Source organism: Roseiarcus fermentans, assembly GCF_003315135.1.
GTDB lineage: Bacteria > Pseudomonadota > Alphaproteobacteria > Rhizobiales > Beijerinckiaceae > Roseiarcus > Roseiarcus fermentans.
This window is the reverse complement of the sequence record NZ_QNRK01000020.1, coordinates 90,061-103,213: the sequence shown is the minus strand read 5'-3', so window position 1 is coordinate 103,213 and position 13,153 is coordinate 90,061. Positions and strand designations below refer to the sequence as shown.

General features: G+C 62.6%; 13 protein-coding genes. 8 read left to right on the top strand and 5 right to left on the bottom strand.

Going from position 1 to position 13,153, the window contains the following annotated elements; genetic code table 11:
- The 4 genes from DFR50_RS17970 to DFR50_RS17955 are packed head-to-tail and all read left to right on the top strand — an operon-like array spanning position 1 to position 3,410.
- Positions 1-1,692: a GMC oxidoreductase gene (locus DFR50_RS17970; RefSeq protein ID WP_245427917.1), complete on the top strand. Its 1,692-nt coding sequence runs from the start codon at positions 1-3 to the stop codon at positions 1,690-1,692.
- A complete protein-coding gene (locus DFR50_RS17965) occupies positions 1,689-2,168 on the top strand; it encodes a DoxX family protein (protein ID WP_113890644.1) in 480 nt (159 codons plus the stop codon). Before DFR50_RS17970 ends, DFR50_RS17965 begins: the two co-directional genes overlap by 4 nt.
- Positions 2,149-2,607 carry a cupin domain-containing protein gene (locus DFR50_RS17960; RefSeq protein WP_113890643.1) on the top strand — a complete coding sequence of 153 codons (459 nt, stop codon included), beginning with the start codon at positions 2,149-2,151 and terminating at the stop codon, positions 2,605-2,607. The genes DFR50_RS17965 and DFR50_RS17960 overlap by 20 nt, the downstream gene beginning before the upstream one ends.
- Positions 2,604-3,410: a VOC family protein gene (locus DFR50_RS17955; RefSeq protein ID WP_113890642.1), complete on the top strand. Its 807-nt coding sequence runs from the start codon at positions 2,604-2,606 to the stop codon at positions 3,408-3,410. The genes DFR50_RS17960 and DFR50_RS17955 overlap by 4 nt, the downstream gene beginning before the upstream one ends.
- Here the strand turns inward: DFR50_RS17955 and DFR50_RS17950 are convergent.
- Positions 3,400-4,452, bottom strand: a complete 1,053-nt coding sequence (locus DFR50_RS17950) for an SMP-30/gluconolactonase/LRE family protein (protein ID WP_245427915.1) — start codon at positions 4,450-4,452, stop codon at positions 3,400-3,402. The genes DFR50_RS17955 and DFR50_RS17950 overlap by 11 nt on opposite strands.
- A gap of 59 nt (positions 4,453-4,511) precedes the next feature.
- On the opposite strand from DFR50_RS17950, the gene DFR50_RS17945 reads away from it, so the two are divergent.
- Positions 4,512-4,979: a LysR substrate-binding domain-containing protein gene (locus DFR50_RS17945; RefSeq protein WP_113890640.1), complete on the top strand. Its 468-nt coding sequence runs from the start codon at positions 4,512-4,514 to the stop codon at positions 4,977-4,979.
- A gap of 118 nt (positions 4,980-5,097) precedes the next feature.
- Here DFR50_RS17945 and DFR50_RS17940 read toward each other — a convergent pair whose 3' ends face one another.
- The 4 genes from DFR50_RS17940 to DFR50_RS17925 form a co-directional block, all read right to left on the bottom strand.
- Positions 5,098-5,889, bottom strand: a complete 792-nt coding sequence (locus tag DFR50_RS17940) for an SDR family NAD(P)-dependent oxidoreductase (RefSeq protein ID WP_113890639.1) — start codon at positions 5,887-5,889, stop codon at positions 5,098-5,100.
- Between the two features lie 263 nt (positions 5,890-6,152).
- Entirely contained in the window at positions 6,153-6,581 is a 429-nt protein-coding gene (locus tag DFR50_RS17935) for a diol dehydratase small subunit (RefSeq protein WP_245427911.1), read from the bottom strand.
- Complete coding sequence (locus DFR50_RS17930) at positions 6,578-8,857, bottom strand: propanediol/glycerol family dehydratase large subunit (protein ID WP_113890637.1); 2,280 nt, start codon at positions 8,855-8,857, stop codon at positions 6,578-6,580. Before DFR50_RS17930 ends, DFR50_RS17935 begins: the two co-directional genes overlap by 4 nt.
- Before the next feature lie 112 nt (positions 8,858-8,969).
- Positions 8,970-10,133 carry a serine hydrolase domain-containing protein gene (locus tag DFR50_RS17925; RefSeq protein WP_113890636.1) on the bottom strand — a complete coding sequence of 388 codons (1,164 nt, stop codon included), beginning with the start codon at positions 10,131-10,133 and terminating at the stop codon, positions 8,970-8,972.
- 192 nt (positions 10,134-10,325) lie between these two features.
- Here DFR50_RS17925 and DFR50_RS31500 point away from each other — a divergent pair, with 192 nt between their 5' ends.
- From DFR50_RS31500 to DFR50_RS17910, 3 genes are all read left to right on the top strand, one after another.
- Positions 10,326-11,177 carry an IclR family transcriptional regulator gene (locus DFR50_RS31500; protein ID WP_170153268.1) on the top strand — a complete coding sequence of 284 codons (852 nt, stop codon included), beginning with the start codon at positions 10,326-10,328 and terminating at the stop codon, positions 11,175-11,177.
- Positions 11,178-11,626: 449 nt separating this feature from the next.
- Positions 11,627-12,433, top strand: coding sequence for an ABC transporter ATP-binding protein (locus tag DFR50_RS17915; protein WP_113890670.1), 807 nt, complete (start codon positions 11,627-11,629; stop codon positions 12,431-12,433).
- Positions 12,430-13,143: an ABC transporter ATP-binding protein gene (locus DFR50_RS17910; protein WP_113890635.1), complete on the top strand. Its 714-nt coding sequence runs from the start codon at positions 12,430-12,432 to the stop codon at positions 13,141-13,143. The genes DFR50_RS17915 and DFR50_RS17910 overlap by 4 nt, the downstream gene beginning before the upstream one ends.
- Positions 13,144-13,153: the final 10 nt, after the last annotated feature.

The following is a 13,153-nucleotide window of genomic DNA, read 5'->3' as shown; positions in this document are numbered from 1 at the left end:
TTGAACGAATGGCTTGGAGCCTGGTTCCGTGACGATTGCGAAATCGGCCACGGGCGGAAACAAGGCGGGGCCTTGCGCCGTTCAACCAGGATCGAGCAGCAGCGTCGACCGATCCGTGTGGAGGTTGAGTTGGGCGAGCATTACGACGTGATCGTTATCGGAAGCGGCCCCGGCGGGGCTTCGCTCGCCCAGGCGCTCGCTCCGACCGGAAAGCGCATTCTGATCCTCGAACGCGGGGACTATCTGCCGCGCGAGGAAGCGAATTGGAGCGCGCAGGCCGTCTTTGTCGACGGCAGGTATCAAGCCGCCGAGACCTGGACCAACGCTGAAGGGGGCGCCTTCAGCCCTCAACTCCATTACTTCGTCGGCGGCAATTCCAAGGTGTATGGCGCAGCGCTCTTCCGCCTGCGCGAGCGTGATTTCGACGAGATCGTCCATGCCGGGGGCGTCTCGCCCGCCTGGCCGCTCAAGTACCGTGACTTCGCCCGCTATTATGACGCCGCAGAGGCGTTGTTTCGAGTCCATGGCGCGCGCGGCGAGGATCCCACCGAGCCTCCTGCGGACGCGCCTTATCCCTATCCCGCGGTGAAGCATGAACCCAAGGTCGCCGAGCTGTCCGACAAGCTGACCGCGATCGGTCTGAAGCCCTTCCATCTCCCGCTGGGCATCCTGCTCGACCAGAAGGAGGACGGTTTTGCGACACCGACCAGCACCTGCATCCGGTGCACCGCGTTCGACGGCTTCCCCTGTCTTCTGAACGGCAAGGCGGACGCGCAGGTGATTTGCATCGATCCGATGCTGGCGAAGCACGACAACGTGACGCTGATGACGAACGCCTATGTGTCGAAGCTCGGGACAGATCCGAGCGGGCGGCGAGTCGACGCCGTTCATGTGGAGCGGAGGGGAGAGCACGAGATCTATTCAGCCGCCACGGTGGTCGTTGCATGTGGATCGCTTTCCTCCGCGCTGCTCCTGTTGCGCTCGGCCAACGACCGGCATCCCAATGGCCTTGCCAACGGCTCCGACCAGGTCGGACGCAACTATATGCGCCACGAGATGAGCATCGTCATGGCGGTGATGCGTCACGTCAACGAGACGGTGTTTCAGAAGACGCTGGCGTTCAGCGATTTCTATTTCGGAAGCGACGACTGGGACTTCCCCCTCGGCCTGATCCAGATGTGCGCGACCAGCCACGCCGACCAGGTCAAGGGCGAGGCGTTGCCCGGCTGGCTCGAAGGCTTGCCCGACATGCCGTTCAGCGAGATCGCCCGCCACTCGATGGATTTTTGGCTGCAGGCCGAAGACCTGCCTCGCCCGGACAACCGGATCTACTACAAGGACGGCAAGGTTCATCTCGATCTCACCGAAACCAATCCGGAGGCCCTCAGGCGCCTGAAGCGCAAGTTGAAGGATGTGTTGTCCGAGATCGGCTGGCCGGCCGTGTTACTCGAACGCTCGCTCTATCTCGGCAAAAATATTCCGCTCTCCGGCACCGCGCATCAGGCCGGCACGTGTCGCTTCGGTGTGGATCCGGCGAGATCGGTGCTGGACCTCGATTGCCGCGCGCACGAAGTCGATAACCTCTATGTCACCGACGCAAGCTTCTTCCCTTCGATCGGCGCGGTGAACCCAACGCTCACGATCATCGCCAACGCGCTGCGCGTGGCCGACATTATCAAGGATCGGCTATGACGACGGCGGCAATCGTCGCGCTCGTCGTTCGCTACGGCTTGGTGCTGTTGTTCCTGCCGTTCAGCGCGCTCGACAAGATTTTTGGTTTCGATCATGCGGTCAAGCAGGCGCAGAGCATGTTCAAGCCGCGTCCGATCGCGGTCGCGATGATCCTGATCGGCCTGTTCGTCGAGGTGGTCTGCACGCTCGGCGTCGTCACCGGCGTCGCGGATCGGGCGTGCGCCTTCGTCATCGCCGGCTACTGCGCGGCGACGGCGATTCTTTACAAGCAATTCTGGGCGCAGGGCGATTTCTGCTCCGACCCCGACGGGAAGGGCCGCACGCTTCTGTGGGACTTCCTAAAAAATCTATCGCTCGGCGCGGGCCTCCTGCTGATCGTCGTCGGCACGGACGGGACGGGGCTCGCCGCGTTTCTGCATGCCCCCTTCGCCTCCAGCCGCCCGTACGGAGTCCCTCATGATCGATCAATCGGATAAGGCGGGGCCCAAGCCCTCCGTTCCCTATTGGCATCTCTATGTCGACGCCAACGGCGTCAGCCATCAATGGCGATGCGCGCTCACCGATTACGAGCTCAAGGCCGTAGGCGCCGCCGATCCGCAGTGGAGCGACAAGATGGACCGCAGCGAGGCGACCGTCGTCTTCACCGTTCAGCCAGTCGGTTGGGTGGGCGACTGGCATGAGAACCCGGCGCCGCAATGGATCATCGTGCTGTCCGGCCGCTGGTGGATCGAAAGCATGGACGGCGCGCGCATCGAGCAGGGGCCGGGCGACTTCTCGTTCGGAGAGGATCAGGGCTGCACCGAAACCGATGGCAAGAAAGGCCACAGATCCGGCACGATCGGCGACGAACCCTGCTGCCTGATGACCGTTCAGCTCCATGTCGATCCGAAACGTCGCCCATGTCATCTGACATGATTTTTCAGGCGATTGCAGGTTTTCGGCTTGTGACCAATGATCCCGAGCGATTGGTCGCGTTTTATCAAGCGATCGGGTTCGACGTGGGCGAGGCGGCGGCGCCTATTCCCGCTGCCGACATGAAATTGCTCAGCCTCTCTGGCGGCGGTTCGCGCGTAGCGATGTCGCTCGGCCGAAGCGGCGTGGATCTCGAAAGGTTCGACAATCCGGGTCGCCCATATCCAGCCGATGCGACCGCTTGCGATCTCATGTTCCAGCATCTCGCGCTCGTCACGGATGATGCGGAGGCCGCATGGCGTCGCGCACGCGACGCGGGCGCCATACCTATCAGTCGAGCGCGCCCGGTGACGCTTTCCAAGTCCGCAGGTGGGGCGACTGCGGTCAAGTTCCGCGATCCGGAGGGTCATCCGCTCGAATTCATCCAGTTCCCCAAGGGGGCTCGCCCCGACTTGACGGGGACCGGCGTAATGGGGATCGACCACAGCGCAATCTCGGTCAGCGATGTCGCGGCCAGCCGACGCTTCTATGCGCGTTGCGGGCTGAGCGAGGCGGACGCGACGGTCAATCACGGCCCGACGCAGGACGCGCTCGACGGCCTCGATGGCGTCCGGGTCGACGTCGTCCCGATGAACCCTGCCCACGAGCCGCCCCATGTCGAGATGCTCGGCTATCGCCATCCCGTCGGCCGTACGATGCGCCCACTGGCTCCCAACGACGTCGCCGCCACCCGCATCGTCTGGCGGTCGAGCGGCAACGGGTTGATCCGCGATCCCGACGGGCATCTTCATCAGCTCAGCCGATAAGATCGATCGCGAGTAGAGATTGCGTCGCCGCGATGAACAGCCGCCGTCGGTCCGCGCGCCCAAAAGCGCAGTTCGAGACGACTGCGGGCGTCGGCACGAAGCCCAGCTTGCGCCGGTCCGCCGACCAGATATGCACGCCGTCCGCCGCGCTCGTCCACACCCAGCCACGCGCGTCGACCGCAAATCCGTCGGGATAGCCATGGTCGGTTTGGCAGAAGAACCGCCGGTTGGAGAGCTCGCCGCCCTCGCTCACGTCGAAAGCGATGATCTCATGCTTCGCGCCGGCTTTGTGTCCGGGAACCTCGCCGAGCGACAGCGAGGTGTCGGACACGTAGAGAGTCGCCCCATCGGCGGTGAAGGCGAGACCGTTCGGCTCCTCGAAATCCGCCATCCGTTTCAGATCGCCCGCCCGTGGATCAAAGCGATACACGCTGCGATGATCGAGTTCGGGCTCGGCGAGCGCGCCTTGATTGGGCATGATGATGCCGAAGGTCGGATCGGTGAACCAGATCGTCCCGTCGGGAGCGACCGCGATGTCGTTGGGGGAGTTAATGCGCTTGCCCTGGTAATGGGTCACGATCGGTTCGGGCTCCCGATCATAATCGCCGCCCCTGCTGATGCAGCGCCGGCCATGCTCGCAGTGAACGAGCGTCCCGTCCGCTTCGACAGCGTTGCCGTTCATGAACCAGGTCCCGTCGATCAGGACCTCGACATGGCCATCGGGATACCAGCCCAGCAAGCGCCGATTTGGCACGTCCGACCAAACCAGCCGATCGTGCGTCGTCTGCCACGCGGGCCCCTCCCCATGGACTGTTCCCTGGTAGAGCGTCAGGAGCGGCGCATCGGAGGACAGCACCGCCGCCAGCCGCTCATCGTCGATCTGAACGCCGCGAAAACCCTTCACGGCGTCGGGTCGACCAGCCTCGTGTAATAGACGTCCCGGACGCAGGTCGGCGGCTGCCTTCATGTTACGGCTCCAATCAGATTTTCCATCGCGAAGAGCTACGCCGGCGGCGAAGCGCCATCCCCCGACGCGCTGCACGGCCCTGAAGCGCAGAAAGCGGGGCGTTGGATCCACGCGAAAAATAGGCGGCGCCGGACATTGGTTCCCCCGGAGTTCGACGGACGACCCTGGCCGGCGTCCACCAGGCTGTCACCGTGACGTCTCCAGCCTATCTGGCGCACAGAACCGCTCCTGCTTGCCCAGAGGATCTTCGCCCTCATGATTGCCTTCGCCATCGTCTGCCAAGCGGGAAACTTTACCGCTGGGAGTTCAGCAGGCATGGCGAGGAGATGATTGTCGATGTGCCGGCCGGACTTACCCTCAACGACAATGACCTCATGGTTCAAGCCGCGGTGGATGGATTGGGCGTCGCCTATGTACCGCAATCCTTTGCACAAAGAGAATTAGAATCCGGACGACTCGTTCTGGCTCTTGAGGATTGGTGTCCCTCTATACCTGGCCTCGCAATTTACTATTCCGGCGTCCGTCACGTACTCTCGACATTGCGAGCGTTTAGCGACCCCTTAAAGAGCTTGAACGCATATATTTTCCGTAGAACGGCCTAATCTCGTCTTGTTTGGTCCAGGTGTTCCTAGCTTCTGAGAGTGCGGGGACGATTTCCTCCCGGCGGGGACGGTGCGGCCTTCCGTCCCGGTACTTGCTCTTTTCGAGCAGCGCCAGAAACTACACCGACGAATTGCTTCCGCCGGCGAGGCATTCTCCCCCATCCACCACCAGCGCATGGCCCGTAACGAAGGCGGAACGCTCTGAACAGAGAAACAGGATTGCCTCGGCGATCTCTTCCGGAAGACCGAAACGTCCCATGGGGACCACGTCTCGCACGACTTTCTCGAGGGCGAGACGGCCACCCAGTTGCTTCTCATAGGGGCCGTTAAAAGGCGTGTCGACCCAACCCGGGCAGATGGCGTTCACCCGAATACCGTCCCTTGCGTACTCGAGCGCGATCTGCTTGGTCATGGCGATGACGGCCGATTTCGTCGTGATGTAGGCCAACATCCCCCTGTCGAGAAACACGCCCGCGTTGGAGGCTGTGTTCAGGATGACGCCGCCTCCCTGCGCGCGCATATGGGGCAGCGCGGCGCGGCACGCAGAAAATTGCGCCACGACGTTCACCTCGTAGGACTTGCGCATGTCGCTGCTATCAATCTGTTCGAGAGCGCCGGCGATCTGTATGCCCGCGTGATTGTGCAGGATATGCAGACCGCCCTTTTCTCTTGCGGTCCGCTCGAAGAGGGAAACGACGGCGCCTTCGTCAGTGACGTCCAACGCCTGCGCCGTGGCGATGAAGCCTTTGGCGACGATGGCGGCGCGGGTCGCTTCGGCCGCCGCGGCATCGCGATCGGTCGCCACAACGTGTGCGCCGTTCTCAGCCAGAATTGTGGCCGAAGCCCTTCCGATACCGGATCCAGCGGCGGTCACAACGGCCACCTTGCCGTGCAGAAGAGATGCGCGCATCGGTCGTCTCCGAGGTTGGGAAAAGTGGGTGCGCCGCCGCCGTATCGGCGCCGACCGCGCGGGTCTCGCGCCAGGCTCGGCGCCGACAGCTGTGATGCATCGCGCAGAGGCATCCGGGGACAAAGACTGGAGTCCGAGATCATGCGCGAAAACTCTGTGTCGAGGGGGTGCGCCGTCTCGTGAGGACGCCGTCCTCCGTCGTGGCGGGTGCGAGTTCATGCACGCATTAACCGCTTACACCCGGGCAAACACGCTCCTGGTTTCTAGAATCTGCTGGAGAACAGGCGCCGTTTCTCGTACACGTCGGCAGCTTCCTCGATCAGTGCGGCGATGCGCTCGGCGCCGTATTTTTCACGCAATTCGCTCGCTCGGCTCCGAAGCCTCGTCGCAGTGCCGGCGCGTCCGGGGCGCAGAAGTTCGTATGTGCTCAGAAGCAGTTCCTGCGGGACGGCCACGAGTTCGGCCGCCCGGTCGAAATTGTCCGCCAGTCTGTCCCGCCCGGCCGCGCGGGCGACGCTCGCTTGAAGCTTCAGGACGCCAGGCGTGATGGCGAGATCAGCCGCTGCAACGCGTCCGTCCAGCACCGCTTGCAGCGAAAAGTCAGCCAGACCGAGACCCGTCATCGTTTGCACGAGTTCAGGCGCTTTTTCAGACAATGGATAGAGGTCTCGCGGGTCGACAGGACGGCTCACGCGTTGTGCTCCCGAGTCGCGAAGTACTGATCGACCGGCTCTGCGCCGGGCGCCGTCATCTTCGTCTCGATGGCGTGGAGCAGCGCCACCCGCGTGTGGAACCGAGCTCCCAGGGCCTGACCATCATTGACCACAATCACCGGGTCCGGGAGCTCGCCCCAGGTCATGCGGGCCGCGTTCGCTCCCATCTGTCTGTACTGCTTGAGCGTGACGAGGGGAGCATTGGAGAAGAGCTCGAGATTCATATGAGGCAGCTTGTCGCGTTGATGGATGACCGCCGTGCCCTTCGCCTGAATCCCGATGCCGTAACCTGATCCGGAAAGACGGGCCGCCGTCAGGCCAAGAAACGAGGTATCGGCCGTGTGCAGAATGCGCACGATCCTCGGCAGACCGCCGCCGGAAAGAATTCCGGCATGAAGCGCATCCAGGACATCCGTAACCGCGTGGCCCGCGGTTGTTCGATGCAGGCGCTCTCCGAAGGCGGGGCTGATGCCGATGACGACCTCATGCGGATCGCGACCTTGCTCCGCGCGCCCGATTCCATGGAGCCTGGGGGCGTCCGAGGACTGATTTCGGCCGCCTTCCGCCGCCAAGACCTGTTCTCGGTTGATCGTCCCGCGCACCGATTTGACGCGGTTCCATTTGTCGGAACTCATACGATAGCCCGTTCCGGGCCCGGAATAGCTGTTTGGATCATTCACGGCGCTGATGACTTTGCCCCCCCGGATCACAGCCGAGGTTTGCAGGTAGTCGCCGCTGACGCGCTGTTTCAGCATCAGCAGCACATTCTTCGCCACGTGCTCATGGCCCCTGGTCGCAAGGGCTCGAATGACGTCGAGAGCGGTCAGCCCGCGCGACGCGATGTTTCGGCTGATTTCCGAGGTCTTGACGGGCGAAAACGTCAGGGTTTCTTTCGAGCCGGAGGCGTAGATCACACTCTCCTTCATATCGGCGTCGGCGCGGGCAAGCCCCAACTCATCCAGAACGTCGGCCAGCGCCTCCACGGCCTGACGCCGCAGCCGGAGCGCTTCCTCTTCCGCGAGCGGCGTCAGGCCGCCGTCGACCTGGAAGTCGCGCTGCAGGACTAGGTAGTCCTCGAGCTCCTCGCCGTTGAACAAGGACGGATTGAACGAATTGTCATACGCCTTCACCGAACCGAAACCCGACGTGATCAGATCGGAGCCGGCCAGCAGATAGGGCGTGATCTTCGCTCCGACCCGGATTTCGGATTCCGAAATCCGGGTGTCATTGCCTGAGGCGCACTCCAAACCTAGCCATACGGCCAATAGGTTCTCGGCCAGAAGTTCATGGACGCCCGCGGGCATGGACGCGGTCAGCGGCGCGCCGTCGATCCCGCCATTTTGCGTTCCCTGAACGCCCATCGCCCGCTGCAGGCAGAGGCAACGCGCCTCGAGATACAGCACCGAACGTCTCTCGTGATACCCCATGAGGAGCTCGGCTGATGCGCCCGACGTGCAGCGGGCCTTGATTCCCCGTGAGGCGTAGGCGGCGGTCAGAAAGGTTTTCGACCACGGCGTGTCATCGCCGTCGACAAAGGATTCTTCCGTGCCATAAACGGAGACTGTCTCGGCATAGGTCGCCAAACCCGCAAGGCCGATCTTCAGTTCTTCCGCCTCCTCGATGGAGCACTGGAACAGCGTGCTTCCTCGGCCGACAGCGGCTCCGACCGTACATGCGAGCGCGTTGGACCAGGAATTGCCCGCCACCCGCATTGTCGTTTCAATTTCGTCAAACCCGAGCCCGACCGCGACCGCCGCGTCGGCGGCGAGTTGCAGCGGATCGTCCTTCGCGTTGGTGACGTGCGCCTGATTGCCGGGGCTGTTGCGCTGGCGCATCTTGGAATAGGCGAACGTCGTCTCCAGGGCATTCAGAAGTCCGAGCACTTCCGTCAGCTTCGCCGGCGTCATCCCCCGAGCGAGGCGTTCCAGTCGGGGCCGAGGCACGTTCACATCCACGAGCATCCGCGCGATCCGTGCGCTGTCCATCTCCATCGCCTCACCCGCGACCTCGGGGTCGATATGATGGCGGGCAATGAAGGCGTCGAGAACGTCGAAATCGGTCGCGGCGCGGCCGTCCATCTCCAGCACGGCGCCATCCGCGGCCAGCCGTAAGCTCGGTTTCGGATCGTAGGGGCTGCTGAACACAGAAAATCCGTCTTCGGGATTCTCCTCCGCGAAACTGTCCAGCCTGAGGGGACGTAGGTCCCACTCCTCGAAACGGCGCCATCGCCGCTTGTTCGGCGAGATTTCGTCCATCTCAGTCTTCCTTCAAGATGCGCGATAAATCGCCTCAAGTGACAGTTCAGAACTCTTCCTGCCGTCCTACGACAGCGGAGACGAGTCGTCGTAGATCTCGCCATTGGCGCTTCTATTGACGGTCTAAGCTCCTGGCGATGGCCCGCAACGCCTCTATATTTTCGACATCCCTTTGAGTTTTCTCGCCGCCCGACGTGCCGAAGAGGGGATTGGCCGAGAGTTTCACGATGACGACGCGACGCGATGGATCGACGTAGACGAACTGATTGTAGATGCCTATGCCGCTGAATTCTCCTTCGTCTCCGTCGGGAAGCCACCATTGATATCCATAGCCCATCGGCATTGTGTGATCGCCAACCACCGGTCGACCGGGCGCGAGGTGAGGCGCGTCCGCCTTGGTCGACGCAGCGACCCACTCCGCTGGAACAACCTGCCGCTCCTCCCAAACGCCCTTGTTGCGATAAAGCTCTCCAATCTTTGCAAAATCGCGAGCCGTTAAGTTGAGGCCCGCATAAGCCATTTCGCGGCCGCGTCCATCCAGCAACCAATATCCAGGCGATTCCATACCGAGCGGTTCACACAACTTCTTTTGCATATATTCGGAAAGCGAGCATCCCGTCGTCTCTGTAATAAGAAGTCCGAGAGCTTGAGTGTCAGCGGACGCATATCGGCACATTGTACCGGGCTTCGTGTCACCGACCACGCTCTTCAAGAACTCATCCAGAGATCCTCCGGGAAGCAGCGCCGCCCTCATCTTGAAGATCTCAGATGTCGGGTCGCTGTAGTCCTCGTTCCATCGCGCGCCAGACGACATCTGCATCACATCCTTGATGCGAACGTCTTCATAGCCGGATCCGACCAGGATCGGGAGATATGCCGTGATCGGCTCTTCGATGCTGGAAATGAAGCCTTCGGAGATCGCGATCCCGACCAAAGCGGAGACGAAACTCTTGGCGACAGAGAACGAAATCCAATGGACGTCTCGGCCGCCAGTAAGCCAGTACCGTTCGAAACGAACCTCGCCATCCTGGAGCACGAAAAGCGCGGATGTGTGCGTATCTTCAATCAAATTCGCGAGCCTTCGCCTCCGCCCCTCGAATTCATACTCCGCAGGAAGCACCATCCGGACGCCCTCTCGAAACTGATGGGGCCGCTTCGCCGCCGCCATTTCTCGGGAGTTCATCATGTCCTTCAGGCGGCAGAAATTTTCGTACTGCGGGATGCCTGTGAACAGCCCAAGCGTTCCCATATGTGTCACAGACGAGGCCTTCGACATTCTCGACGATCTCACTTCGTTTGCGCCGCCAATGGTCTTATGTTCGGTGCGAGGTCACGATCGCCGGGAGGCTTGCCGCTGCGCCCGCGCGAACCGCCTCGCCCGCGACGTAGCCCCTTCCGATCGCGACCCCGGTCGTGTATGGCATTCTCTATAGGGAGCGACATTCACAATCCTGAAAGCCATTCATACATGAGCGCGGCCGCTGATCAAGACCCCTCCCTAAAGATCGTCGGAGCCGTCGCCAACGCGATCGCAATCCTCAGGTCGCTCACTCAGCGAGGGGAATCGGCAGGCGTCACCACCATCGCTCGTGAAACCGGCGTGAGCGTGAGCACATGCTTCAACATCTTGCGAACGCTTGCGAGCGAGCGGTTGGTCGATTTCGACCCCGAGGCCAAGACCTACCGGATCGGATTGGGGGTGCTGGAGTTCTCGCTGCCGCTGCTCGGCGCGGATCAGGCAAACCTCATTCGGCCCGAGTTGCAGCGCCTCTCCGGCGAGCACAAGAGTCTTATCTGTCTTTGGCAGATTACGGACAGCGAGCGAATCCTGCTGATCGATCGCGTCTCGTCGGCACGGACAGTGCGCGTGGACATCTCGCACGGATCGCGCCTCCCGACCTATGTCGGCGCTATCGGTCGCTGTTATGCAGCGCTGCGGAACCTGCCGCGGAGCGAGTTAAAACAGCGATTCGACGCGCTGAATTGGCAGTCTCCACCTGCCTTCGAGGCCTATGCCGAAGATGTCGAGCGCGCGAAGCAGGACGGCTTCGCCTATGATTTCGGTCACCTTTTCGTTGGGCTCGAGATCGCCGCCGCAGTCATCACCGATCCTTCAGGCAAGCCGCGACTGGGCGTCAGCGGAATCAATATCGCCGGGCAGCTGCCAAAACGCGATATCGAACGGCTCGCCGCGGATCTCCGCGATTCGGCTGATTGGATCAGCGAGTCGCTGTTCGGAGTGTCTCGCGGCGTCCGGCAGTCCGAACGCCGCATCGCGGCAGGACGCGCGGTCCCGAGAGGGCGGAGACCCGCCCAATGACGCGGGCGTCCTCAGTCCGCCCCCGTGAACCAAAGAACGGCTGTCGAGCGCGCCTGAGCTTTGCCTGAAGGCGGAATGATCGCGCCCAAGCTATGGTTCCGCCAGGCGCGTTTCTCATCGACGCGACTGAGACCCGACCTTGGCCCATCTCATCCCACAGACGCAATCGGCGGCACGCGCGTGACCGCACGGGGCCGCGCCGCGATTCTCGTCCACGGGCCTTTTCAAATCCTGCTTGGTATGCAAAGAAATATAAATGTCATTCAGTATCGAAAAAATGTGCGCGAGAGGGTAGCGTTTTGGATGACCAATCGCCCACTGGCGCCCGGCCTGGCGCACGATGCCAGGCCTCGGCGCGACCGCAAGGAGGACATCGTGGTCTTGAAATGCATGCGCGCCGCCGAGACGGCGCGATGGGCTGGGCAGACCCTAAGGGAATGCGCTCGCGCATGAGCGCCGCTGCGGACGACATACGCGCCGACGCCGGACAGCCTGTCATTGAAGTTCGCGACGTTACCGTCCGCTTCGGGGGCGTACTGGCGCTCGACGGCGTGAGCTTCGACATCCGTGCGGGCGCAATTCTCGGTCTGATTGGACCCAACGGCGCGGGCAAGACGACGCTCTTCAATTGCCTGTCGCGCCTCTATACGCCGTCCTCCGGCGACATCCGTTTGCTGGGCCGGACGATCCTTCGCCAGCCCGCTCACAAAATGGCCGGAATGGGCATCGGGCGGACGTTCCAGAACGTCGCCTCGTTCCATAATCTCACGGTGCGCGACAATGTTCGTGTCGGCGCGCATTCCGCCTCGCGCTCCAACGTCGCCTCCGACGCCCTGCGCCTACCTTCCGCGCGTCGGAGCGAACGCGAGATCGACCGGGCCGCGCAGGAGTTGATCGACTGGCTGGAGCTTGGCGAGGTCGCCGACCGTCTTGTCGCCGGACTGCCCTTCGGTTGGCAGAAGCGCGTCGAATTGGCTCGCGCCATGGCCGCCAAGCCCAAGCTGCTGCTGCTGGACGAGCCGGCCGGCGGCCTCAACCACGATGAAGTGCAGGAGCTCGGCGGTTTGATCCTCAAAGTGCGCGACGAGGGCGACGTCACCGTACTGCTGGTGGAGCATCACATGGGCCTGGTCATGTCCGTCTCGGATCGCGTCGTGGTGCTCAACTTCGGCCGCAAGATCGCCGAGGGCACTCCCGAGGAGATGCAGAAGCACCCCGAAGTCATCTCTGCGTATCTTGGCGGAGGGGACGAATGAGCGCAATTCTAGAGGTCAGAGGACTCGAGGCCTCTTACGGCGACCGGACGGTCCTGCGAGGGCTCGATTTCGAAGTGGCCGAGGGCGGCGTGACCGCCCTGCTCGGCGCCAATGGCGCGGGCAAGACCACTACGCTGCGCGCCATCTGCGGGACTGTGCGCCGCCGCGGCGAGATCAGGTTCGCCGGAAAGCGTATCGAGCGCATGCCTACGGAATCGATTGTGCGCCTTGGCATCGCTCAGGTGCCCGAAGGGCGCGGCACCTTCGCCACGCTCACCACGGAGGAGAACCTCCACCTTGGCGCGATGACCCGGCCCAACGGCAGGGATATCTCGCTCGACATCGAACGTTGCTACAGCATTTTTCCGCGTCTCAAGGAGCGGCGGAGCCAGCAAGCGGGCACGCTTTCGGGTGGCGAGCAGCAGATGCTCGCCATCGCCCGGGCCCTAATGCTGCGCCCCAAGCTGATGCTGCTTGACGAGCCGTCGTTCGGCCTCGCGCCCATGATCACCAAGCACATCTTCGAGATCCTCGCCGAGGTGAAGCGCGAGAGCGGAGTGTCGATGCTGATCGTGGAGCAGAACGCTTCGCTTGCTCTTCGATTCGCCGACCAAGCCTATCTGATCGAAACGGGCTCAATCGTCATGTCCGGAGAGGCGAAGATCATCCGCGAAGACGAAGGCGTCCGCGCCTCTTATCTCGGGTATTGAGGAGCCGCGC